We start from the raw sequence: 26143 nt of genomic DNA, 5'->3' as shown, positions 1-26143 counted from the left end.
CCCTCAGCAACAAGGTATGATCAAATAGATATTAGTATTATGCCGAGGAGGGAATATGATGAATTCGACTCAACGCCAGGGAAGGCCGAATGTGCTGCTCATTACGGTCGATCAGATGCGCTTTGATTGCCTTAGCATAGCAGGTCACCCTGTGGTGGAAACGCCCAATCTGGACGAGCTTGCAAGGAGCGGCGTAAGGTTCAGCCGTGCGTATTCTGCCACACCCACCTGCGTACCTGCAAGAGCGGCGATCTTCACCGGCCAATCGCAGCGCGTTCACGGCCGCGTCGGCTATCAAGACTGCGTCCCGTGGAATTACAAGGAGACGCTGCCTGGGGAATTGGCTAAAGCCGGTTATCACACGCAGTGTATCGGTAAGATGCATGTTTACCCTGCACGCAATTTGCTGGGGTTCCACAACGTAATGCTTCACGATGGTTACCTGCATCACAACCGCAATAACCACGGCATTCCGATGCAGGAGCATTACGATCAAGTTGACGATTACTTGCAGTGGCTCCGCGAGAGGGTGCCGGGCGCCGATATGACCGATCTTGGTTTGGACTGCAATTCATCAACCGTCGCTCGTCCTTGGCATTTGGCGGAAATGCAGCATCCAACCAACTGGGTGGTAACGCAGTCGATTGATTTTTTGCGGCGACGGGACCCCGGGAAGCCGTTCTTCCTGTGGATGTCATTCGTCAGGCCGCATCCTCCGTTCGACCCTCCGCAGGCCTACTTGGATCTGTATGAGGATGTCGATATTCCGGAGCCGCCGGTTGGCGATTGGGCGGAGACGGAGGACCCGGATCTTGCAGGATACTCCCCTATAACGGGGCGGGGGCTGGTCCCGAAACGCCGTCTGCGTAAAGCGATGGCTGCCTATTACGCCCTGATCACGCATATCGATCACCAAATCGGACGTTTTTTGCAATCATTAAACGAATATGGGGAGCTAGGCAACACGGTGGTCCTGTTTACTTCCGATCATGGCGAGCTGCTGGGGGACCATCATTTATTCCGAAAGTCTCTTCCGTACGAAGGCAGCACCCGCGTGCCGTTTATCGTCAACGATCCCGGCAACCGTTTAGGCCTGAAGAGCGGCACGGTTTCAGATCATGTCGTGGAAATGAGGGACATCATGCCCTCGCTGCTGGAAGCGGCCGGCGTGCCTATACCGGAAACGGTCGAAGGCGAGAGCATCTGGAGACTAGCGTCAGCAGGAAGGGATGGAGGAAGCAAGCAGGATTGGCGTCCCCATCTTCATGGAGAGCACGCTCAAGGGCTTCAGTCCAATCATTGGGTTACCAACGGAAAGGAGAAATACATCTGGTTCTCCCAAACGGGCAAGGAGCAGTTCTTCGATCTGGTTGAAGATCCCAATGAGCTGCACAACGCGATCGGGGACGAAGATCGGCAGGAACGAATCCGGTATTGGCGTTCGGCCCTCATCCAAGAGCTTGAGGGACGCGAAGAGGGTTATACGGATGGCCAGCAGCTGATCACCGGCCGAAAGCCGGTAGCCGTATTATCCCATATTTTGAAATAGCACGAGACCAGAATTACATTCAGAACCGATTAGGAGATAACATGCTAACGACACAACAGCTAAACGACATTGAGCGATTGCAAGCCGAGTGCGAACTTCATGACCATGTCCAATTAAAGCTGAATTGGGAAATGCTCAGAGAACGCAACATGGGGAATCTGGATTTTTTTCATTATGAGGAAAAGGAACTTGTAGCGTTTCTAGGGCTATATCCTTTTGGCTCGACCGTCGAAGTATGCGGCATGGTAAAGCCTGCCGAACGACGAAAGGGGCATTTCCAGCGATTGTTTCATCTCGGAATGGAACAGGTAAAACTCGCCGGATACAAGAAAATCTTGTTGAACGCGCCAGCGGGATCCGATGCGGCTAAGGCTTTTTTGCATCAACTAGGTGCGGAGCATTCTTTTTCGGAGCATCAAATGACGTGGCAGGAAATGCCGCTTGAGGATTCGGACGGTATTCTTCTGAGGCAGGCAACATGGGAAGATTATGAAACAAGCGTGCGCTTATCCGTGGAAGCATTCGGATTGGACGAAGAGGATGCCAGAGCGATGGAGAGCCATCATTTTGCTGATAATACGGGTATGTTCATGATTGACGTAAACGAAGAAACGGTCGGGAAGCTTCGAATCAGCCGCGAAGAGGGGCAGGCGTGGATCTATGGTTTCTCCATATTGCCAGAGTATCAAGGCCGGGGAATAGGCAGAAAAGCGTTGCGACGAATCGTGAAGGAACAGAGCTCTGCCGGATACTCGGTACACTTGGAAGTCGAAACGAAAAACGACAATGCGCTGAGGTTATACGAGTCGGTTGGATTTCAAGCAGTGCACGCACAAGATTATTATCAATATGAATGCAGATGATAACAAAATAGATGTGCAAGAAAAGTCGCCGTCATGGCGGCTTTTTGATTTTCACGGCATCATTCAAATCTTATCGATGATCTATTGAGGTCTATTTTTTCTGCCGATAAAGAATGGAGCATGCATATTTGATCATTCAGGAGGAATTATCATGAAAAAAACAGTCATCCTGCTAACCAGCGCGGCCCTGATGTTTGCGACCGCCGCAGGCACGATCTCAGCCAAACCAAGCAACACGCCCCCCGGCAAGACAAGTAACGCGGCATCGCCAAAAGGACCAAAAGAAAAAGAAACTCGTAATGACAAGTTGCAAACCGAGGAAGTCGAGTCCTCTGATAAGTCCAGCCAAGTAGAAGACCAAGCTCAGGAATCCACAACGCCGGAAACAGAGCAAACAAACGATCCTTCCTCCGATAAAGTCGATTCCAAGAACAATGGTCACAAAGGATACAAAGGTTTACTAAATGCCATTCAAAACGTTGAGGATAAACCGGCAGGCGCCGTTCTAGCCAATATATTGCTTACCGAATATGCGGCCGAGTTAACGGACGAGCAACAAAAACAGCTTGAGGCCATTATTGAAAAGGACAAGGCGTTAGAAGCGGCGGCGGATATGCTCGAAACAAACGGCAGCGTGACTGAAGCCGTATATTTGCAAGAAGAAGCCATCAAAGCCAATTTTAAAAACCTGGATCTTTACAAAACCATGGGAAAGCTCAGTGAAAAGGCGGGTAAAAAGAATGGAGTTAAGCTGTATGTGAACGGCGAAGCTTCGGACACCGAACCGTTTGTTAAAAAAGGCAATACATATGTTCCTTTTCGCGCCATAGCCGAGGCTTTGGAGGCCGAGGTTATATGGAATCCTGAAAAGCGCTCCATCACCGTCTCGAAGGACGGAGTGAGCATCCAACTCCTGGTCGGCAGTAAAACAGCGACCGTCAATGGCAAGAAAATTTCGCTGAATGCCCCAGCTACTGTTACCAAGGGCAATACGTATGTGCCCGTACGCTTTATAAGCGAGGCCTTGAATGCAACCGTCAAGTGGGAATCGGAAAGTCAGACCGTTGTTGTCTATGAAGAGAAAGCAGAATAGGTGAATTTCTAAGCCGCTAATCCGGAATGAGATCAGCGGCTTTTTTCTATTCATAAAGTCTTTGATAAAGAAGGCCATTTCGTCTGTCGTAATGCTGAATGAGAATTAGCGCCATGCATGAAAGGCTAAATATGTATACCATATGTTAAATTTTTTCAGTGTCTTCTCCATTGTAAACGCTTTAATATCGATTTATGACCGACTGACAGGAGGGGAAGTTATGAAGTTTGCAGGACGTTTCTGCATGGTGTTATGGATTGTCGTCATCATGGTGTCGGCAGCCGGATGCATGGCGGGGAGGAACGGGGCCGACAGCAGAATGTCTCACCAACCGGAACGCCCGTTTGACAATGTGCGGATTACCGCATATATGGCTAAAAATCCGGTTGCGGACATCCTTCGCGCCCATCTTCCCGAATTTGAGAAGCAGACGGGTATCAAGGTGGATTTTCAAGCGTTGACCAATGAGCAGCTCAGCCAAAAGATGTTCGTACAGATGACGGTAGGTAGCGAAAGTCCCGATGTGTTCATGATCCGGCCGTTGGAAGAGCTAAGTCTGTATGAGAATAACGGCTGGTTAACGCCCTTGGAATCGTATGCCGTATCGGACCCGCGTTACGACTTCGCCGATTTCTCTTCAACGGCGCTGGAATCGGTAACGGTGAACGGGAAGCTGCTTGCCGTCCCGCTATCGACGGAGCAGCAGATTCTATACTATCGCAAGGACCTGCTTGAGAAAAAGGGGATCGAAGTCCCGCAGACCTTAGAAGAGCTGGAAGCAGCGGTTAAACAGGTGCATGATCCCGAGCATGGCATGTACGGATTTGTCGCTAGAGGGCAGCGAAGCGCTCTCGTAACCCAGCTATCGTCATTTGTATACTCCGAGGGCGGTAATTTTCTAAGCGCAGATAAAGCGGCATTGAACACAAAGGAAACGCTCAAGGGGATTCAGCGATACGTTAGGCTGCTCGGAAACTATGGACCGCCCGATGCGCTCAGTTACAGCTGGCCGCAATCCGCAGATCTCTTTGCGCAAGGAAAGGCGGTATTTTTCACCGATGCCAGCGCGATCTACTCCCTGCTAGCGCAATCGGGATTAGCTAAGGAGAAGATCGGGTATGCGCTCTTTCCGGCAGGTGATGCCGGTCGCAAGCCGTACAGCACCACTGCATGGGCCATTGGCATCAATGCGAATTCTGCCCGCAAGGATGCAGCCTGGGCTTTCATCGAGTGGGCTTCGGGCAAGGACATGGTGCTGCAAGCCCAGAAGATCGGTAATCCGGGAGCACGGAGCTCGCTGTGGCATGACAAGGAAGGAATCTCCGGCTTTCCGGATGAGCTGATTCCGGTGATCAATGAATCCATTCCGATCGGAATGAGCTACGACCGTCCAAAAGTCATTCACGTGAAGGAAGCACGGGACATTATCGGCGGTATCGTGGTGAAGGGACTTATCGGTGAAGATGTCGGAGCTGCCGCGGAGTCGGCAAACGTCCAATTGCAAGAACTGATCGACAGCGAGAAGTAGAGCGAATCGCTCTGACACGGGGGTATGCATTTGATGAAGCGGTTAAGAACAAGTACGTTTGCGAAGCTTACGACATTGCTGGCGGTCCTGGTTATTCCCATTATTTTGCTGTATGCCTACTCCCATCAGGTCAGCATCAACGTCGTCCGTTCGGCTGTGGAGGAGGGCCAGCGGAACCGACTGACGTTTTTCATGAGTCAGATGGACACCATGATCGACCAGCTGACGAAATATTCGGTGATCGCGAGCAATGATGACGGGATTAAGAGTTATCTGGCGGAGCGCTCAGATAGCACTCCCATGGAACGAATCGACAGCCAGCAGCGGATCACGGATATGTTGAACATGCAGATTGCAACTAGCAGCTGGGACAGCCAAATCCTAATGTACCTGACGCAGTATCGTGAATTGCTGACAACCGACTTGTCGGCAAGGTATGATGCCGAATATTTGGCTCATGCCCATAAGCGGAACTGGACTTATCATCGGGATTCGCAAGGACAAGCTTTTTTTAGCTGGATGAGAACGTCCGCTTCTACGCAGGATCTGATCGTGGAGGTCCGTTTCACCGACCAGAATCTGGTCAATATGCTGAATCGGTTGAAACAGGACGGGGACAGCGAGCCATTCCTGTATGCACCTGACGGAACCGTTATTGCCAACAGCACATCGGTCGAAGAAACGATACAAATGGCCGCCGGCACCTTGAACGAATTGCAGCTTGGGGAAGAGGGCAGCCGAATCGTGCAATCGGGGCGGGGCAAATATGTAATGAATTACGTCTTGTCCAGCAGTTTGGGCTGGTATCTGGTGGATTTCGTCCGGCTGGACAGCGTATATTCCCCGATCACCTTAAGCAGCGCCCTCTTTTATATTTCCGTATCGCTCCTGCTTGTTCTTGTCTTACTGCTGACCTTGTTGTTGTACCGTAATGTGCAGCGTCCGATTTCCCGCCTGCTTCATGCGGTGAGAAGGATCAGGGACGGTCAATACATGACGCGCCTGAAGGATGTGCCGAAGAACGAATTCATGTATCTGTTTCACTCCTTCAACAACATGGCAGAGCAAATCGAGGAGCTCATCGAACGGGTGTACAAAGAGTCTTTGCGATCCAAGGAAGCCACGCTTAAGCAGCTCCAATCGCAAATTAACCCTCACTTCCTGTATAACTGCCTGTTCTACATCAAAAACATGGCCAATCTTGGCGATAAGGAAGCTGTCGTGGCCATGGCCCTGAACTTGGGGGAGTATTACCGGTACACGACGCGACTGGAAAAACCGACCGCGCCCCTTGAAGAGGAAGTGAAGCTGGTTGACAATTATTTAACGATTCAGATGCTGCGGCTTCAGCGACTAACCTTCGAGATCGAAGTTCCTGACAACATGATGCAGCTCGAGATTCCGCGTCTTCTGCTTCAGCCTATCGTGGAGAATGCCGTCATCCATGGTGTTGAGGATCAGTTGGATTTCGCGATGATTCATATTTCCGGTGAAATCGAAGGGAGTCGATGCAGGATCAGAATTGACAACAACGGCCAGGGCATGGACGTAGGCATCATCGACAAGTTGAATCGACAGGTCGAAGAGCCTTTGAACGAAAGCGGAGGATTCGGTCTATGGAATATTCATCAGAGACTGGTCACCCGGTACGGCAAACATGCGGGCTTGACCTTTTCAGAATCGCCGTCAGGAGGACTTCGCGTGGAAATATGCTGGGAAATACCGAGTAGGGAAGGGAGGGATAACGTTGTATACATTGCTGATCGTTGATGACGAAGCAAGCGTGGTAGAGGGGCTTGCGCATACGATACCTTGGCAGAAAATCGGGATCGAGGAGGTGCGCAAGGCATACTCCGCTTTCGAAGCGCTGGAAATACTGCAGACGCAGCCGGTCGACATCATGATTTCCGACATCACGATGCCGCGGATGAACGGTCTCGAGCTTGTCGAGATCACGAAATCGAAATGGAAGAATGTCAAAACGATCCTGCTGTCCGGGTATGCCGATTTTGCATACGCGAAGGAAGCCATTACGCTTGGCACTTATGAGTACCTGCTAAAACCCGTCAGCGACGAAGTCGTTCTGGAGAAAGTAGGCGGAGCAGTGGAATCGCTGCGGCAGGAGCGTGAATCCAGCGAAACCTATCATCGCGCGGTTCAGGCTTTTCGGGTTAATCTTCCACATATTCGAGGCGAATTCCTGAATCAGCTGCTTCAAGGCATGAAATCACCAGAGAACGTTTGGGCCGAAAAACTGGAGCTGCTTGAAATGAAATCCGCCATCGGAAACCAAGCGGCTTTGATGCTTGTACGTATGGAGGACCGTCTGACGGAAATGAGCCCCTATGACTCCTCCATCATGGAGTACGCGATCGGAAACATGGCGGACGAGATCTTCGGGGAACGGTTTCGATTGTGGCGATGCAGGGACATACATGGATATCTCGTCTTTTTTGTTTTTGAAAGCGATGATTCGGCGGCTAGGATGCACCCTTATGAGCATACGGAGGAGAATGAGCTCAAGCATTTCGCTGCACAGCTGCAGATGAACGTCAGCCGTTACCTGAAAGGAACAATCTCCGTCCTGATAGGAAAGCGAGGTTCCTTCCCGGAAGATGTCCGAAAGCTGTATCAAGACAGTCTTTTCGCTTTGCGCCGCCATATCGGCAGCCACAGTGATATGTTCGTTTTCGCAGAAGATGAGGAGGAGCTGCATCCGGTCCGTTCCTTGCAAAAATGTTATGAGCCTCCGCTGCTCCATCATCTGTTGGAATCCGGCAGTTGGAAGCAAATCCAAGAGAAACTTGAGCAGATCCTGAAGGAATTGTCGCTCGCGCACAGCCAATCGCAAGAGCATGTAATCGAAGCCTTTTTCTTTATATATTCCTCGCTAAGCGCATATGCGCACAAGAACGGACGCAGTCTTGCCGATATCGTCGGAGCGTCCCTTGCGGATGTAACGGGACTCTCGCAATGCACGACTGCGGCCACGCTCGGCAAATGGGTGGGCCAAGTTCTGCCTCTTCTGGAGTCAAGCGCCGAACAGGCAACGCGCAGCGACCGGAGCGCTGCCGTATCCCGGATGAAACGGTTCATACGGGATCATCTGTCTCAGGATATTTCCCTGCAAGCCATCGCGGACCATATGTATATGCATCCGGTTCACGTGTCCCGCCTCTTTAAATTGGAGACCGGATTCAACGTGAGTGATTATGTGCTCCGGTTGAAAATGGAGCAAGCGGCCGAGCTGCTGGCCGACCACTCCTTGAAGAACTTCGAGATTGCCCTGAAGCTGGGATACCACAACCCGAACTATTTTATTCGGGTGTTCAAAAAGTATTATTCCGTGACGCCGCAAGAATACCGAAAGAGCTTGGAAACCGGAATGCCGTAATAAAGCCTGTAATACCGTCCGTTTTCAGCCATGCATTTGGGCTGGAATCGGGCTTTTTTTGTTTGATTCGGCGCTGCTTTCGATTGCGGCATCATGTTAAGTAAGGAGAGCGGATGTTAAGCCTATATCATTTAACCCAGTTTATGAAGCCCTTACAATGAATGGTGTAAGGACATTCCACTATATGCTGAGGGGTGAAGATGATGAAGATGAAGAAAAACTCCATACGATGGGTAACGGCAGCTTTAGTCATGATATTGATGGCAGGATGCAGCGAAGGGGGAACGGCTGGCAGCGGATCAGGGAATGCCGAGCCTGGCAAGGAAACCCTGACATTCTGGATGAAGAAGCAGATGTTCGAAGAGCAAAACCAGATGATCCAAGAGAGGGCAAAACAGTTCGGGGAAGAGCATGGCGTGAATGTCAACGTGGAGTTTATTGCGTACGAGGACTTTTATCCGAAATGGTCGGCAGCCATCGAATCGGGTACTACACCGGACGTCTCCTTCTTCGGCTACCAGGAAGTCGGTCAATTCTATGCCAAGGACGTTCTTGAGGATGTTACCGATGTTGTGGGCAGCGTGGAGAACACAAACGGGGAAATACAGGACAGCCTGAAAACCTCCGTGACGTTCGAGGACAAGTTATACGGAGTGCCGTTCTGGACCGAGTCCACGGCTTTATACTATCGCAAGGACATGCTTCAGGCAGCCGGTTACAGCGAGCCGCCTGGAACCTGGGAGGAATTCCGCGAAATGGCGAAGGCACTCACGGATTCTTCCAAAGGGATATACGGCGCAGGACTCGGGTACGGGAAAGGCAATTCCGATGCCGAATGGCTGACCCGGGCGATCATCTGGTCCTATGGCGGTTCCCTCGATACCGAGGACGGCAAGAATGTAGCGGTGAATACGCCCGAAACTCTTCAGGCGGTTCAGTTGATCAGGGACATTTTCATCGAAGATAAGGTAACGCCTCCAAGCTCCATCGGATGGGATGACAGCGGCAACAACAAATCGTATTTAAGCGGCCAATCGGCCATGATCTTCAACGTCGGCAGCTTGGCTGCGACGATCAAGAACGATAATCCCGAATTGTACGAGAATACGGGGATCGCCATGCTGCCCGCAGGACCGAAGGGAGCGGTAGTGCCTGGCATTAGCAACAATCTAGGCATATTCAAGGCTTCTGCGAACAAGGAGCTTGCCAAATCCTTCATCGAATATATGACGGACAAAGCGTGGTACGGCCAGTGGGTGCAGAATGGAGCTCCATTGACCGGTCCGATTTATACGGACCTGGCAAACGAATCCGTATGGCAGGAGGAGAAGAACAAAGGATTCGTCGACTCCATCGCACATTTCGCTTTCCTTGGATACCCTGCGGAGTATAGCCCGAAGGCTGGAGAGATTTATAACCTTCGATATGTCAACGACGTCTTCCAAAAGATGCTTCTGGATTCCGGCTTCACGGCTCAACAAGCTGTGGACGAATTACAGAGCAAGATCGAGGCGGTATACGCGAAGTAGGGTTATGACTTAACCGCGCGCAACAGGCTCCGCAGTCCGAATACAAGCATCGATGCAAGGTCCGTGGCTGCGGATGAGCCTGAGGCGCCAGAAAGAAGGTGCTCTCAATGAAAAGCTTGGAAGTCCAAACAACACCGGAGAAAACCCGGGCACCTAGAATGGAACGAGGGGATACGAGCAGCAGGCTGGCTTATCTTCTCATGAGTCCGGTGCTAATATATTTGCTGGCTGTCATGGCGCTCCCTTTTTGCTGGGCGGTCTATCTTAGCTTGACGAATAAAGTGGTCGGCGTTCCCGAAACGTTCATCGGCCTGCGAAACTATACGGAGCTGTTTACCGATTCCGTGTTTTGGAAGGCGGTATGGAATACGGTTGTCTTTACGATGGTGGCCGTCATTTTGAAAGCGGTGTTCGGGATGATTATGGCGCTCGTGCTCAACGAGAATATCGTTGCTCGAAACTTTTTCAGGGTGATGCTGTTTCTTCCATGGACCATTCCGACGATCGTCTCCGTATTTACCTGGCAGTGGATTTATTCCGACGTCGGCGGCGTGCTGAATGCCATGCTCCTCAAAACAGGGCTCATCGACAGTCCCGTCGGCTGGTTGGCCACACCGGACCTGGCCATGTTCTCGGTCATTCTCGTCAACGTGTGGCGGGGCATTCCGTTCATGGGCATTGCCATATTGGCCGGCCTGCAGACGGTGTCCAAAGAGATGTATGAAGCCGCTATGCTGGATGGAGCGGGAGCGATTAAGCGCTTTTTCTACATGACGCTCCCCTCGGTAAAAGAAGTGACCATTCTGTCTTCCGTCATCACCACCATCTGGACGCTGAACGACTTCGAGATTATCTGGCTGCTGACACGCGGCGGCCCGGACAACGGCACGCAGGTGCTATCCACGCTTAGCTATACCGTCGGCTTTCTGAACATGAGTCTCGGCAAAGCAATTGCGATTTCCCTCATTACGCTGCCGCCGCTGATCATGCTGATCCATTATGTGACCAAGCGTTCGCTGGCGTCCGACAAGTAAGGAGTGATCTTAAATGAAGAATTCGCTCGGCAAGCAAATTACGGTATACTCGACGCTCGCGCTGCTGCTAATATTCGCGCTCTTCCCTTTATATTGGATGGTGATCACCTCCTTCAAATCCAACGGAGAGATCTATTCCATGACGCCTACGTTTTGGCCGAAGGAATTTCTCGGAACCGCCTACGATAAGCTGATCAACGAAAAGGGCTTTATGACGAATATCAAAAACAGCATGTTCGTCTCATTGATCGTATCCTTGTTCTCGATCACGGTCAGCATGCTGGCTGCGTATGCGATCTCCAAGCTCAGGTTTCGAGGAAGAAGCTTCATCTCCAAAAGCATTCTCTATGCGTACCTGATGCCGAGAGCCGTTCTGTTTATCCCGCTGTACATGCTGGTGACGGCCATCGGCATCAACAATTCCATTTACGGCCTCATGCTGATTTATCCGACGATCACGATTCCGTATGCTACGTGGATGCTCATTTCCTATTTTAAATCCATCCCGGACGAAATCGAGGAAGCGGCCATGATCGATGGATGTTCGCGAATCCGTACGATGACCAAGATCATTTTTCCGTTATCGGCTCCAGGCATTGCGGCTACCTTCATTTTTTCGTTCACGTTGTGCTGGAGCGAATATTTGTATGCTTTGGTTGTTGTCACAAAAAGCGCTGACAAGACGATCACGCTGGGACTTTCGGATATGATCGTCGGCGACGTCTTCGCATGGGGACCCCTGATGGGTGGCTCGATTATTGCATCGATTCCGGTCATCGTGATGTATCTGTTTACATCAAAATATATGGTAAGCGGAATGACGGTAGGAGGAGTTAAATAATGAAGGCGAAGAAAGTGTTAGTAACGGCTACGAATTACTCCAAACTGTGCGCGGATGCGAAGCGGCTGCTCGAAAGCCATGGATGCGAGATCATCGAGAATCGTTTCGGACGTCCGCTAACGTTCGAGGAACTGAAGGAAGTGGTGGGATCGGTCGACGGCGTCATTGCCGGCGTGGACACTTGGAATGAGGAGATATTCAAGCTTGCGCCGCAGCTTCAAGGCATCGCCCGTTTCGGCGTTGGCGTGGACAATATCGATTTGGAGGCTGCAAGGAAATACGGAATACAAGTAACCAATGTACCTCGAGGCAATGCCAACGCGGTAGCCGAGCTGGCGATCGGATTGATGATCTCGGTCCGTCGGCACATTCCCGCGCTGGATCGATCGACGAAGAACGGCAGCTGGGAACGCTTTGTCGGCTCCGAGCTTGCTGGTGGAACAATCGGCCTTCTAGGGTTCGGGAATATCGCCCAGCTCACCGCGAAGAAGTTGAAGGGCTTTGATGTCGAAATTATCGCTTATGATAAATATCCAGATACGGCTAAAGCGTCGGAATACGGCGTTACAATGACAACTTTCGAGCAGGTGCTGGCGCATAGCGATATCGTCAGCATGCATTTACCCAGCTTGAAAGAGACGCACCATATTATGAATGACAAGGCTTTTGCCAGGATGAAACCATCCGCCATTTTCATTAACACCGCGAGAGGAGCCGTCGTGGATGAACAGGCGCTTTCCCGGGCACTGTTGTCCGGAGTCATCGCCGGGGCGGCCATCGATGTCTACGAGTCCGAGCCCGTATCCGCTGACCATCCGATTCTTCAGATCGGGAACCTGATAACGACGCCGCACACCGCAGCCGAGACTTTCGAGACGTACACGCGGGTCAGCATGATTACCGCTCAGGCATTGCTGGATATATTCGAAGGAAGGGAACCGCCAAATATACTGACTGCAAAAGGATAATGTACAACCAATGATACGAACCATTCAGGAGGGGACGCAAATGTATCAGATCATTACCGACGGCAATTGGCCGGTTATGCTAACGCCGTTCACGGAGCAGAACGAAGTGGATTACGAGGCCTTGGAGCGGCTTATCGACTGGTATATCGACCGGGGAGCCGACGGCCTGTTTGCCGTATGTCAATCCAGCGAAATGTATACTTTGACTCTGGAGGAGCGCGTATTGATCGCAGCCTTCGTCAAAGCGAAGGCTGCCGGCCGGGTACCGGTCATTGCATCGGGTCATGTATCAGATGCGTTTGAGGATCAAGCAACGGAGCTGAACGCCATGGCGGAAACCGGCGTCGACGCCGTCGTGTTAATCACGAACAGGCTCGCAGCTGCCGAGGAATCCGATGATGTGTGGCTGGCGAATCTCGATAAGCTGCTCGGGCGATTACCAGAATACGTCCCCCTCGGATTGTATGAGTGTCCAGCCCCGTATCGGCGGCTTCTGACGCCCGAGATGCTGAAGAAATGCTCCGATACCGGACGCTTCCGGTTTATCAAGGACGTGAGCTGCGACCTTCAGCTGATCGGGGATAAACTCAAGGCGGTCCGGGGCGGAAGTCTGAAAATCTTCAACGCCAATACGGCGACGCTTCTGGACAGCTACCGGCTCGGCGCTTTCGGCTTCAGCGGCGTGATGGCCAACTTCCACCCCGAGCTGTATACATGGCTGTTCCGGAATTGGGAAAGCCAACCGGAAGCGGCAGGGGAACTGTCTGATTTTCTCAGTGTGTCGTCATTTCTTGAGAAGCAGCTCTACCCGGTGAATGCCAAGTATTACCTCATGCTGGAGGGCATACTGACAAACTATCGCTGCCGTTCGAGAAATCATGAGGAGTTCAGTGCCACCCAACGGCTGGAGATCGAGCAATTATACCGGGTGTCCAAACAATATGCCCGGAAGTATCCCATTTTGGCTTAAAGCGATATCGGAAAAATACGTTGAAGTGTAAAGTCGCCTATCATGGCGGCTTTTTTTTGTAGTATTGTTAATTCAAGATTGTCTGCCCGGATACAGCCTTCACAGGATTTCATTTTGCCAAACGAGCTGAAGAGTGATTATACTATAAGAATGGATTGATGCAGCAAACCAGTTATGGTAAATAAAGGTGGTCTCATATGGCTAAGTCCGACCGGTATACGTATCAAAATAAAATGAAGCACATGGTCACCGACCTGCGCCAACAAATTAAACGCGGCACTTACGCTCAAGGCGAATATCTACCATCGGAGATGACCCTGATCGAGCTGTATGGACTGAGCAAAAATTCCGTCCGGCAGGCGCTGGATCAGCTGGTTCAGGAAGAATTGATCGTGAAAGTGCCCCGCGTAGGCACCCAAGTAGTTGCAGCTTCCCGGCAAACCCGTAAGATTCGTTTCGGTTTGTACCCTTCCCTATATGCAGAGGCCGAAATGGAATATGTGCTCGCCTTATATCATGAGCGGCATCCGGAGATAGCTGTGGAGATTGTGGACCTTCCCTACGAACATCCGGAAAGCATCGCCAATCTGATGAGGCTTGGCATTGTGGATGTGCTGTCCGTCAACATCCAGGATATGATGCATTTTCAGGAGAACGGCAGTACCGGTCTGTTTCATCGTCAAGAGCCGCGCGCGTCTACATATACTTTTTTGCACGGCCCGTTCATGGATGCCGAAGGCCGGCTGGCGGCGCAGCCGTTCATTCATTCTCCCGTGCTCTTGGCCTACAATAAAGTGCATCTGCGGGAAAAGCGCCAGTTCGAGCCGGACAGCAGTTGGGGCTGGGACGATCTCCAGCGAATGCTGCGTGAGCTGAGAAGCCCCGGGCGCTACAGCTTGGCCCTGCAATTGTACTCGTTGAACCGCTGGCCGATATTCCTCATGCAGCGAAGGGGCAATGCGGAGATCGATGCTTCGTGGAGCCGTGCGGTCGAGGGGCTGTCTTGGCTTCGCGGACTGATTCACGAGGACGGCATGTTCCCGCTGGCCTTGGCCCAAGGCGCTTTTGAAGCAGAGAAGCTGTTCCGCGAGCAAAAGGTCTCTGTCATTCTGACGACCTATTATCTGCTCAACCAGCTGAAGGAAGCCACCTTTGAGTATGACGTGGCGCCTCTGCCGCATTTTGATCATGGGACAACCCTTCTATTGGGCACCGGAATCGGGGTCAGCGCGTGCTCCAAGGAGCGGGAGCTGGCTCAGAGCTTTGCCGATTTCCTAGTCTCTGACGAAGTGCAGGAATACATTCGCAGGCATACTTACAGCATTCCGGCGAACCGTTACATCACCGAGAACGTAGATCCGGAGATGGAGGGACGGCCGTCCCGCCTCAATCTGCACCGAGAAATTGCCCCGCTGTATAAGACCTGCAGAGATGTAGGACTTAGCCTGGACGAGATGCTGCTGTTCCGGGAACGGCTGAAGCAATATTTCTCCTACCTTGTAGACGAAGGGGAACTGATATCCGTGCTGCTGAGCAGGAAAACGGCAGGGACCTAGAGTGGGGACGAAAGCGGCGACCAATGAGGTCGCCGCTTTTTTTTGAGTTATCGTTTTCTCTATGAATAACCAGATAAGAACCAGTTGACAGACATGGGGGTGTATGCTAAATTCTTTGCAAACATATGAACTACATAAATACCAGAGAAGCATGAACAACACTTCATAACGGAGGAGGGATGCCGCGATCCTTGCTAGGTAAACGCTCGAGTTGCCCTTATAGATCGGTCCATTTGATTGATTTCGGCAGTACATTCCATACCAGAAATGAGGATGAATTAATGAACGTTACCCACAGCAAACCTCTAGCGAAGAAGGGACTCCGTCATCTATGTCTCGCCATTTGCGTCACATTGCTGACTACGGTTTTCTTCTCGACAAGCGCCTCGGCGCAAATCGGCAAAACCTACAGCGACCCTATCGATTTGGGCTCCCCGATGCAGAGCGTTGCCATATATGACGGGGCCTTTGGCATACAGGACGGACGGGAGGTTATTTATACGACGGTGTCCGGCAAGCCGGCTATTTTTCATGTCATTGATCTCAAAACTAAAGAGGTGCTAAGCACGCATCCGCTAACGGGTTCCGAAAGCTCGTGGACGCATTTGACGACCCCGGACGGCACGGTGTATATCGGAGGCAACGGCACGCTGTACGCCTACTCTCCGGTCACGAAACAGCTGAAAAATCTGGGCGGCATCGGTGAGCAGGTTGTGTACGGCCTGTCCCACGATGAACAGGGTCGTGTCTACTTCGGTTCTTACCCGAATGCGAAAGCGGGCCGCTACGATCCAGCTACAGGGGAAATGAAGGACTACGGCATCGTAGGCACGGGCCAAAGCTACAGCCGTTCCACGGCATATCATGGCGGATATCTGTACGTCGGCATCGGGATTGAAGGCAGCATTGTAAAAGTGGACGTAGCGACTGGGGAGAAGGAAACCATCCAGCTTCCGTCCTATAACGGAGCGGTAGACATCGGCATGGTGAACCAGCTGGACGTTGCGGGCAAATATTTGGTTGCCGGCATCGGCAAAGGCAACAGCGGGCTTCTGTTCTATGACCTTGAGCTGCAGCAATGGAGCGATACCTACCATCTGAACAATAAAGGCATCCGCCTCTCTTACGGGCCGGAGGGCAGCAATAAAATCTATTTCGTCCAGAATAACCATCTGATGGAAGTGGATTTGAATACCCTTGCTGCTGTTGACACCGGCGTCGTGTACGGAACGTTCCTGCGCAATACGGCCTGGGTGGAGGTGCCGAACGATCCGGATCTTCCGGGTGTTTCGCTTGCAACCGTTCAATTCGGAGGCAGCGTCGCTTACATGAATCTGACGACCAAGCAGGTCAAAGCCGTACCTTATCCGGTGAAAGGCAATCCGATTCCTGTTCAAACCATGGAGAACGGTCCGGATGGACGGCTGTTTATCAGCGGTTACCCTGGCGGCACGGGGTCCGCGTATTCCATCCACACCGGAACCTTCGAGACCTTCCCGATGGGTCAGTCAGAGGGCATGGTCGCCATGAACGGCAAGATGTATATGGGCGTATATCCGGGTGCGGATATTTTCGAATACAATGCGGAGAATCCGACCCAGCGCAAGAGCCTGTTCAAAATTACCGGTCAGGACCGTCCGTTCATCATGAGAGCAGCGGAAGGTAAACTGTTCATCGGCACCATTCCGGACTACGGCAAGCTGGGCGGCTCCCTGACGATCTATGATCCGGCGAACGGCAGCCAGTACACCGAATACAAGAACGTCATCAACAATCAATCGATTGTCGGCATTGCGGTAAAAGACGGCAAGGTATATGGCTCAACCACCGTTGCTGGCGGGCTGGGCATCACTCCTTCCGAACCGGCTGCCAAAATGTTTGTCTGGGATATCGCGACGGGCAAGGTGGAGAAGGAATGGGTTCCTTCTATTGAAGGTGCTTCTCCTACGCCGCATATTATTAGCGGAACCAGCTTCGGTCCGGACGGACTGCTGTGGGCGGCTTACGACGGAACGCTCTTTGCCGTAGATCCGGATACCCAGGAAATCGTAAAAAGCAAAACGATTTACGAAGGCGTGGAGAAATACGGCAACTGGCGTCCGGTGTATATTCGCTGGAGCGAGGACGGCCTCATGTATCTGACGCTTGCCGGTCACGTCACCGTGGTTGACCCGGAAACGATGGAGCATCAGACGCTGGCGGAATCCCAGCATGTGAATCTTGGACACGACGGGGATATTTATTACACGAACGATACGCGATTGATGAAGATTGAAGTGTCGGATGCTGCAGCATCGGATACGATTGGGTCTCTGATGGACGATATTCAGTCCTGGAAGCAACAAGGCGATATCAGCCATCCGCTGAGCCAACAGATCGGCAATGCGCTCAAACAGGCGGAGCTGAAGCAGAAGCAAGGGAAGCAGGAACAGGCGGTGAAACACCTGAATGATGCGCTCAAGCACCTGAATAAATCTAAAATCGGCGGGATTACCGAAGAGAAGCATTCGGAAGTGGAGCAGCGCATTCAAGCGTTCATTGATGGATGGTCCTGATTGAATCAAGGATATGGTGGTAGGTTGTACCTCCCCTAACCATAAGGGATTATTCATAACAAAAAGTCGCCAATCTGGCGACTTTTTTGTTCCTGCGATGCAAGTGCTTTCCTCTGGGCGAAAAGAAGAGAGAACCTATCAACACAGCCGTCCAAGGTGATGGCTTATTGTTAACCGAAGCCAATGAAAGGAGATTTGTGTGTTAATATAATAACGTGTTTAGCTGAGGAGCATTCGGTCGGTGAACGTTCGATACCAGAACCTTAATAACCAGCTTAACGGCGAGAAGGAGAAGGGTACATATGGATAAGCAGACGTATGCACGGTATCTGCTCAACCTGATGGATGAAGAAGCAGATTCCGATGAGGCCGTGATTGAAGAAGCAGCGTTATATGGATATTTTCAAATGTATATGCCTAGCGGAAATGGGGTGGAGGCCACCTTTGAGCCGCTTGAGGATGGACATGCTTACTTGCGGCGGATTTCCCGGATTTACGAGATGCTGGACCCGGCGGATTTTACCAGAGGAACGGTGCCTGCCTATTTTAACGGCAAAGGGGAGGAGGCATCCGAGGATGCATTGAGAGGGTATGGCGAGCAGTTTATTCGGGAGTTAAAGCAGCTGCTGGATACTTTTGCGAAATGGGAACGTGCAGCGGAAGCGGTCGCCTACCTGGATGGAATCGAAAAAATCGAGCTTCTTCCTCCAGGGAAAATCGACACCGTTCGCGAATCCTATGATCCCGATGTCTATGAGGCGCTGTCCGAAGTGATTATAGAGCACAAAAATGATGAGGAGCCTATAGAGATTCTGGATGAGGCTTATTATTCGATTGCCTGCGATTACTGGACTCCTACTATTTGCAATGGCACCGTTACGGGCTAAAAGGCGACCCGTTCGCGCCGTATTTCGAGCTGCACAGGTTAGGGTATTCGGCTGTTTTCTCAGGCGAGAAGCTGTATATCGGCACATAGCATAGAAGGAGGAGAGGATTCTTGATGACAGCGGCCGAGATGCTTTCGATGATCAGCGCAGGCAGCTTTTTTGAAAATGTCTTCGGAATTTTCCAACATGATCCTAATAATGAAAATGCAATGTATATTAGAAGGGCTAGCAGACACTTGAAATAGGAAGTTGATGCCCCGAGTAAGAGGCTGGGTATAACTTTGGCAATCATGTTGCAGAGTCGGTTACCAGCCTTTTCTTATTTGAACGAAGGATTGGATAGAGGATCACGAAGCGTTGTCAATTGCCGTCGTTGTTACACCTGAATTTATGGATAGAGGAATGGATGATTACTGGTAGACAAACTAATAACGGTATAATATAGTACTTATTATAAGAGTTATAAAAACTATTTGAGGTTTTGGTTATGAACTCCATTACAAACAACACCATGTTGGTTAAACAAATGAATCAGGAGAAAGTTCGCCAGGCGCTCATAGCGATGAGAACGGCTACGAAGGCCATGGTTGCGCAGGCTACCACCTTAAGCATCGCCACTTGTAATCATATTCTTAACGAGTTGCTGGATGCTGGCGAAGTGTTGGAAGTGGCTATGGATGACTCGAAGGGCGGGCGTCCAGCCAAAATGTACCAGTATAACATGCATCATTCATATATTATTGCTGCCGTTATCAAAACCGAAGCGGGATCCCGCTCTCTTACATATGCAATCGCCAATTTGGCCGGGGAGATTGTAGACCAAGGGTATGAAGAACACAATCGAATAGATCCCGCCTTCATCGATCGGGTAATCGAGAGGCTTATCTTGCAATATCCGCAAATCCGGGCGGTTGGGATCGGCGTCCCCGGTGCAGTCGACCAGGGGGTTATCAATGTCAGTGATATACCGGAACTGACTAACGTTCCTTTGGAAGCGTTCATTCGCGAGAAGCATAAGGTTGAGGTCATTCTTGAAAACGACATGAACTTGACCGTATATGGCTTCTACCATAAACAAGGATATGATGAGAAACAGACGGTTGCCGTCGTAACTTTCATCGATGGCAGCTTACCCGGTGCGGGCATGATGGTGGATGGGCGTATTCATCGAGGTTTTACACGATTTGCGGGCGAAATTGCTTTTTTGCCATTAGGCATATCCCAAGAGGCTCAATTCCAACAGCTGCACGATCGGAAAACTTTTCATGTACTGGCTGCGCGTTCAGTGGCAAGCCTGATCGCCATATTAAATCCAGAAACGATTGCTTTGACTGGGAGCCTGATGCAGCCTGCTGATGTGAATATCATCCGGCAGGAGTGTCTGAAGTATATTCCGGACATGCACATGCCTCAAATGATATTGCTAGAACATCCGGATCAGGACTATATGTACGGGTTAATTGCCCGAACCTTGGAAAGCCTTGCTTATTCGCTTGAGCTTGTGGAGAAGGGGAAGTGATATATATCTAAAAACTACTTCCTTCTGGGGGTGCTTTTTATTGGCAGAGAGAGCTAAGCCGCTTTAGACAGGACGGACGGATTACAGAACTAGTTTGTCGGACAGAGTCTTGACTTCAAGATGAGAGAGGATTGGATTATCAGGATGAAAACAGAAAAACAAAAGATGCTGGATGGAGAACTATATATCGCTTCCGACCCTGAACTAATGCGAGACCGGGCATATGCAAGGCGAATGACACGGCAGTTTAACCAGACTACGGAGATGGAAGATCAACAGCGAATTCAAATATTGAAAGCCTTGCTGGGGTCAACAAGCGATAACATAGGAATGGAGCCCAACATTCGTTTTGATTATGGCTACAACATACACGTAGGCGAGAACTTCTTCGCGAATTTTGATTGTACCATCCTGGATGTGTGTGAAGTGCGAATCGGCGATAACTGCATGTTCGGCCCAGGCGTTCATGTGTATACGGCAACGCATCCGGTGGACCCGTTCGAGAGAATTAAAGGGCCGGAATATGGAAAGCCGGTAACCATCGGAAACAACGTATGGGTCGGAGGACGTTCAACCATCAATCCAGGCGGTCACGGTAGGCAACAATGTCGTGATTGCTTCGGGGGCGGTGGTTACCAAGGACATACCGGATAACGTGGTCGTCGGGGGCAATCCAGCCAGGGTGATTAAGGAAATCGAAATCCGAATGACGGAAGCGTGAACCGGATATGTCCAAGAAGGGGATGTAGAATGGAATCTAATCAGAGAATCCGTTTGGCAATTGAAGAATCGATCCAATTCCTTGAATCTACTTCGCAATGGGAGACGGCTCACGGCGAGAACAGCCGCCATAAATGGGATGGAGCTTGGTGGCATATGGCCGCTCTATACGAAATGGGAGAGGTGAAACTGATCCCGGAATCGGTTATCGCCAAGGCTAAACATCTACTCGAAACCAAGGTTTGGCGGACCTTCGTCATTACAGCCGATGACCAGCCAACCAAAGATAGTGACCGGTTGAAGATGGATTGCTGTCATTGTGAACTTGCCGTATTCTATATGATTATGAAAGCGTACGGCTGTGATGTGGACACGGAGCTGCCCTGGATTCGCGAATGGCTCTTAAAGCATCAGCTGCCCGACGGCGGATTGAACTGCGAGCCGGAAGCTTACATTCATTCAAGAAAAAGCTCTATCATTTCAACGCTTCCCCCGCTGGAAGCGATCTTATGGCATACAGACCGTGAATTCACCGAACAGGAAGCCGCTTTTTTGGATGAAGGCGCCCGGTATTTGATCGAGCATCGTCTAGTGTGTTCGAAACAGCATGGCGGCGTTCTGGACATGGATTGGCTGAAGCCTTGCTTTCCGCGTTTTTTTGAATATGATATCCTACGCGGGATGTCCTTCTTGGCAGAATGGTCCCGGCGCAGAAACAAAGCGCTGCCGGTCGACCTGCTTGTGGAAGGTGTGGAACGATTGAAGATTTACATCGAAGCGGATGGCTTGCGGATCGGCAGACAGGTCCATGGTCCACATGGCCCTTGGGGTGGGCAAACCTTCCCCTTGTTAGAAGCATTAGCCGGACTGGGTGAGGTCTCGCCTTATTTAACCGGACAATTGGATCGAGTTATCGAACGGTTGGGACCGGAATATGCCTACGCATAACACAGGCTTGAGTATTGCCTCATTAGTCGAATAGCATTGCACAGGAGCACACAGCCTTTTTTCACTACGGGAGGAACTCAAAATGGTGCCAAATAAGTCGCGGAAATCGCGGCTTTTTTTGTTATAAGCGCTGTTCTAATGTCGCTGATTTCTTCGACTAGGGTCTAGGTCGAATTCAGCCTCAGGAAGGATTTGGAGTAAACGAGCCTAAGGTACAATGAGATGTATGAAATCCTACATCGAATCTTCCGCAATTTACTTCAAACTTTTAGCAGAAAGGTGTCCCAAGACCATGAGAAAATTGAAGAAAACATTGAAAATTATCGGTGTAACACTAATAGTGCTACTCATAACAGCCCTATTTTTTCCTACATGGACATCGTCCATCAAAGGCGAAAATAGTATAAGCATATTAGAACAAGTAGAGATCAATGGAAGCAAGCAAGAAATGATGATACGCGGCAATGACAAGGATAATCCTGTGATTTTATTTGTACACGGTGGACCTGGAGCCCCGGAGATACCATATGTCGATACATACCAGGACCTGTTGGAAGCCCGATTCACGGTTGTTCATTACGACCAAAGGGCAAGCGGAAAATCCTATCATTTTTTTGAGGATTACGCTGATCTTTCATCGGAACTGTTGGTAAATGACTTATTGGCTATAACGGATTATGTTTCGGAACGCCTTGGCAAAGAAAAGGTAATCCTCATGGGACATTCTTATGGCACGTACATTGCTACTCAGGCGGCCCAAAAGGCACCCGAAAAATACGAGGCTTACGTGGGGATTGGTCAGATGGGGGATACCGTAACAAGCGAGATGGACAGCTTGACCTACTTAATCAGCCAAGCTCAACAGGCCGGCAACGCGGAAGACGTCTTATATCTGCAAGGACTAACCGATAAAATAAAAAAGGGCGAAATGTTCACTCCACGAAATTATGTCATTCAATACGGAGGAGCTTCAAGACTTATTGACAGTCCCGACGGCGATAGCCTTGGGATGCTGTTAAGCAGCGAGTATAACTTAATGGACGTCATTCGATATAACGTCGGGATATCTTTTTCTCAAAGGGTTTTGTTGCAGGAAGTTATAGAACATCCGCTGCCAACACTTGTAACGAAACTTGAAATACCGTGCTACTTTATCATGGGCGATTATGACTATATGACGTCCTCCCATGCAGCAAAAGAATTTTTCGATAAGCTTGAGGCCGATCAGAAGGAGTTTATCGCGTTTGATCAATCTGCCCATTATCCGCAATTTGAAGAGAAGGAAAAGTTTTTTGAATGGGTATCCGAGACATTTCTTTAATATGCATTCCAGAAGTACTGGTATTGGGCAATTCACCTATATAGGCAATGGCAATATAATGTAGTATTTCTTTTATGTAAAGGAGAGCTACCATGTACAAACTCACTTTAACAACGGCTAAGAAGTTGTTGGAAACTGCTGAACACCAAGCACGACAAATGGGTCTTAATTCTGATGTAGCGATCGTCGATGAAGGGGGGAACCTCATTGCTTTCCATCGGATGGATAACGCGAGAATAGCAGGCATCGATATCGCCATTGGCAAAGCGTGGACCAGCGTAGCGATGCAAATGCCGACGGCGAATTTAGCGCAATCTGCGCTTCCGGGCGGAGCTACATTTGGCATTAATACAACGAATCAGGGTAGAGTCGTTATCCTTGGCGGGGGGATTCCGCTCGTTCACGAAGGCAGGGTTGTCGGCGGCATTGGTGTAAGCGGAGGAACTAGCGCACAAGACATCGATGTAGCCAATGCCGCTGTGCAGGCGTTCGAAAATATGAGATATCAAGAAAATCAATATTTAAGTGCACGGATTGGCACAATCCAGCAGTCATTTACTTATTAACGGGTTCTATGCATCGACGGTAAGGGCTGGCTGCTTCAGGCAAGAAGGAGTCTATCTTCATCCAAGCTATGAGTAGTGACTTACATCACAATTACCGGGGCGGGAAATGTCGAAGAGCTAACATATGTCTACTAAAAAAACCATGATGATCGTGGTTTTTTTAGTTTTTATAATAACATAAATAACTTATAAATACTTATTGTTTGTTAATAATTACTTATATATACTTATAAATATGATGTGAATGCTTAAACAGAGGAGGGATGAGATGTGTTCCAAGAGGAACGACTCGTAAAAATCCTGGATTATTTAAAACAACATAAAACGATGAGTGTTGGCGAGATCTGCTCGTTTTTTCAAGTGTCGAGGGATACCGCACGCAGGGATATTGTCAGATTAGTTCAAGAAGGAGTGGTTGTTCGAACACATGGAGGAGTATCCTTGCCTGATCTGCAAAAGGAACTGACTTCTTATCAGGAACGACTTATTGATGAGCCCGCGGGCAAGAACGTGATTGGCGAGCATGCCGCTAAACTGATTCGGGACCACGAAACGGTGTTTTTGGACGTATCTACGACCGTACAATTTGTTGCGGAGCATATTCAAGCCAAACAGATAACAGCGGTTACGCACTCCATAGATAATGTAGGGATACTTTCCAAACGAGAAGATCTGAGCATCTACGTGCTCGGCGGTTATCTGCATACCCAAAATCGATTATTATACGGTCCTTCCGTCATCGATAAAATAAGTGAAATCCGTGCCGACAAAGCGTTCATCGGTGCAACGGCAATCCGGCCAGACGGACTCTATTATCCATATGAAGAAGATGTCCGGGTGAAGAGGGAAATGGCCCGGCGCTCGGATCAGGTCATACTTGTTGCGGATCATACCAAATTCACGGTGAAATCAAGGTTCAAGCTGGACTTTGATCATGTGGATATTATTGTAACCGATCAATCGATTCCCGTTGACATACAAGAAATATTAGACCAGAAAAATATTACGCTAATAGAATGCCAGACTCATAACCCACAGGACGGAGTTGAGCAATAATGAACAACAAAATCATTCAACATGTCAAAGTCCACCTGCCTCATCAAATACTTCCTTCTGCAACGGTTTGGATTTCGAACGGAAAGTTGAAGAGAATAGAACCAACGCAAGAAATTGAAACCATCGAAGGCGATGATGAACGGATTGATGGAAACGGGATGTGGCTTATACCGGGGATGATTGATGTTCATATCCATGGGGCCAATGGGTATGACATGATGGACGGAACCGAGGACAGCATACAAGAAGTGTCACGCGCTTGTGCGGCAACCGGCTGCACCTCGTTTCTGGCAACTTCCGTGAGTTCAACGATAGAGGATCTGTTGAACATGATTCGCAGCGTAAAAGGTGTCATCGGGCGAGAACAAGGGGCTAAGATTGCCGGCATTCATCTGGAAGGCCCTTATTTGAATCCCAAGCGTAAAGGGATGCAAAACGAGAAATATCTTCGCCACCCGAATCTGGAAGAAATGAAGTTGATTTTTAAGGAAGCGGGTTCGCTCATTAAAATGGTAACGATCGCCCCGGAATTGCCTGGAGGCTTGGAGCTTATATCCTTCCTGAAAGAGCACGGCGTCGTGATCGCCGTAGCTCATTCCGATGCCACTTACGAGGAAGCAAAGCTGGCTTTTACAGCCGGAGCGAGTCATGTAACCCATTGCTTTAACGGCATGAGACCGATTCACCATCGAGATCCCGGACTGATTGTAGCCGCGTTCGAAGAACCGCATGTAAGCCTGCAAGCGATTGTCGATCAAGTCCATCTTCATCCGGCCATTGTCAGATTAATGCATCGTCTCAAAGGGCCGGAAGGCATGGTGCTTATTACGGATGCGCTTCAGGCGATGGGATTAGGTGATGGGAATTATATGTTTGGTGGTCATCAGGTCACCGTTTCCGAGGGGATCGCCAGGCTCGCGGATGGCACTTTAGCATCGAGTACCGTGACTATGAATGAAGCGTTGCGTCTGACCGAAGCCAACGGCATTTCGATGGAGAATGCCGTGCGCATGGCTTCAACAACGCCGGCCCATATTCTAGGTTTATCTTACAAAGGAAAAATCGAGGTCGGATACGATGCGGATCTCGTTCTGATGGATGAACGGTATCAAGTGCAGTGGACGATGATTGAGGGAAACATTGTACCGATGAAGGACACGTAACTTCTTATTCATATACGTAGTATCATACGTCAGGAGGGGGCGCCCCAGGTCAATGGTCCTTTTGGGTCCCCCTTTTTTTACAT

General features: G+C 50.0%; 20 protein-coding genes and 1 pseudogene. All 21 read left to right on the top strand.

Translation table 11 applies throughout. The annotated features are described in order from the left end of the window. The first annotated feature begins 58 nt into the window (after positions 1-58). The gene (locus M1D70_RS17535) at positions 59-1549 is read left to right on the top strand and encodes an arylsulfatase (RefSeq protein WP_456287490.1); all 1491 of its coding nucleotides are present in this window, start codon (positions 59-61) and stop codon (positions 1547-1549) included. 41 nt (positions 1550-1590) lie between these two features. After that, positions 1591-2412 carry a GNAT family N-acetyltransferase gene (locus M1D70_RS17530; protein WP_456287489.1) on the top strand — a complete coding sequence of 274 codons (822 nt, stop codon included), beginning with the start codon at positions 1591-1593 and terminating at the stop codon, positions 2410-2412. Positions 2413-2563: 151 nt separating this feature from the next. After that, complete coding sequence (locus M1D70_RS17525; protein ID WP_456287488.1) at positions 2564-3505, top strand: copper amine oxidase N-terminal domain-containing protein; 942 nt, start codon at positions 2564-2566, stop codon at positions 3503-3505. A gap of 220 nt (positions 3506-3725) precedes the next feature. Beyond that, a complete protein-coding gene (locus M1D70_RS17520; protein ID WP_456287487.1) occupies positions 3726-5033 on the top strand; it encodes an ABC transporter substrate-binding protein in 1308 nt (435 codons plus the stop codon). A 33-nt stretch (positions 5034-5066) separates the two neighbouring features. Continuing rightward, the gene (locus M1D70_RS17515) at positions 5067-6803 is read left to right on the top strand and encodes a sensor histidine kinase (RefSeq protein ID WP_456287486.1); all 1737 of its coding nucleotides are present in this window, start codon (positions 5067-5069) and stop codon (positions 6801-6803) included. Continuing rightward, positions 6781-8427, top strand: a complete 1647-nt coding sequence (locus M1D70_RS17510; RefSeq protein WP_456287485.1) for a response regulator transcription factor — start codon at positions 6781-6783, stop codon at positions 8425-8427. Before M1D70_RS17515 ends, M1D70_RS17510 begins: the two co-directional genes overlap by 23 nt. Before the next feature lie 203 nt (positions 8428-8630). Continuing rightward, positions 8631-9956, top strand: coding sequence for an ABC transporter substrate-binding protein (locus M1D70_RS17505; RefSeq protein ID WP_456287484.1), 1326 nt, complete (start codon positions 8631-8633; stop codon positions 9954-9956). 107 nt (positions 9957-10063) lie between these two features. Continuing rightward, complete coding sequence (locus M1D70_RS17500; RefSeq protein WP_433940189.1) at positions 10064-10990, top strand: ABC transporter permease subunit; 927 nt, start codon at positions 10064-10066, stop codon at positions 10988-10990. Positions 10991-11003: 13 nt separating this feature from the next. After that, positions 11004-11831 carry a carbohydrate ABC transporter permease gene (locus M1D70_RS17495; protein ID WP_009589490.1) on the top strand — a complete coding sequence of 276 codons (828 nt, stop codon included), beginning with the start codon at positions 11004-11006 and terminating at the stop codon, positions 11829-11831. Then, entirely contained in the window at positions 11831-12799 is a 969-nt protein-coding gene (locus M1D70_RS17490) for a phosphoglycerate dehydrogenase (RefSeq protein ID WP_456287483.1), read from the top strand. The genes M1D70_RS17495 and M1D70_RS17490 overlap by 1 nt, the downstream gene beginning before the upstream one ends. A 40-nt stretch (positions 12800-12839) precedes the next feature. Then, a complete protein-coding gene (locus M1D70_RS17485; RefSeq protein ID WP_456287482.1) occupies positions 12840-13769 on the top strand; it encodes a dihydrodipicolinate synthase family protein in 930 nt (309 codons plus the stop codon). A gap of 197 nt (positions 13770-13966) precedes the next feature. Next, positions 13967-15325, top strand: coding sequence for an extracellular solute-binding protein (locus tag M1D70_RS17480; RefSeq protein WP_456287481.1), 1359 nt, complete (start codon positions 13967-13969; stop codon positions 15323-15325). Positions 15326-15606: 281 nt separating this feature from the next. After that, positions 15607-17880: an FIMAH domain-containing protein gene (locus tag M1D70_RS17475; protein ID WP_456287480.1), complete on the top strand. Its 2274-nt coding sequence runs from the start codon at positions 15607-15609 to the stop codon at positions 17878-17880. A 302-nt stretch (positions 17881-18182) separates the two neighbouring features. Next, positions 18183-18767 (top strand): hypothetical protein, encoded by a 585-nt coding sequence (locus M1D70_RS17470; protein WP_456287479.1) that lies wholly within the window; start codon positions 18183-18185, stop codon positions 18765-18767. Positions 18768-19254: 487 nt separating this feature from the next. Next, positions 19255-20286 (top strand): ROK family protein, encoded by a 1032-nt coding sequence (locus tag M1D70_RS17465; RefSeq protein ID WP_456287478.1) that lies wholly within the window; start codon positions 19255-19257, stop codon positions 20284-20286. A 144-nt stretch (positions 20287-20430) separates the two neighbouring features. Continuing rightward, positions 20431-21007: pseudogene (locus tag M1D70_RS17460) on the top strand (sugar O-acetyltransferase). A 29-nt stretch (positions 21008-21036) separates the two neighbouring features. Next, a complete protein-coding gene (locus tag M1D70_RS17455; RefSeq protein ID WP_456287477.1) occupies positions 21037-21954 on the top strand; it encodes a hypothetical protein in 918 nt (305 codons plus the stop codon). Between the two features lie 292 nt (positions 21955-22246). Then, the gene (locus tag M1D70_RS17450) at positions 22247-23275 is read left to right on the top strand and encodes an alpha/beta fold hydrolase (protein WP_456287476.1); all 1029 of its coding nucleotides are present in this window, start codon (positions 22247-22249) and stop codon (positions 23273-23275) included. A gap of 92 nt (positions 23276-23367) precedes the next feature. Further along, complete coding sequence (locus M1D70_RS17445) at positions 23368-23841, top strand: GlcG/HbpS family heme-binding protein (RefSeq protein WP_009592506.1); 474 nt, start codon at positions 23368-23370, stop codon at positions 23839-23841. A 270-nt stretch (positions 23842-24111) separates the two neighbouring features. Then, positions 24112-24897 (top strand): DeoR/GlpR family DNA-binding transcription regulator, encoded by a 786-nt coding sequence (locus M1D70_RS17440; RefSeq protein ID WP_456287475.1) that lies wholly within the window; start codon positions 24112-24114, stop codon positions 24895-24897. Further along, positions 24897-26060 carry an N-acetylglucosamine-6-phosphate deacetylase gene (gene nagA, locus M1D70_RS17435; RefSeq protein ID WP_456287474.1) on the top strand — a complete coding sequence of 388 codons (1164 nt, stop codon included), beginning with the start codon at positions 24897-24899 and terminating at the stop codon, positions 26058-26060. Before M1D70_RS17440 ends, nagA begins: the two co-directional genes overlap by 1 nt. Positions 26061-26143 lie beyond the last annotated feature (83 nt).

This window comes from Paenibacillus sp. AK002 (genome assembly GCF_053903045.1).
This window is presented reverse-complemented; position numbering and strand designations above follow the sequence as displayed.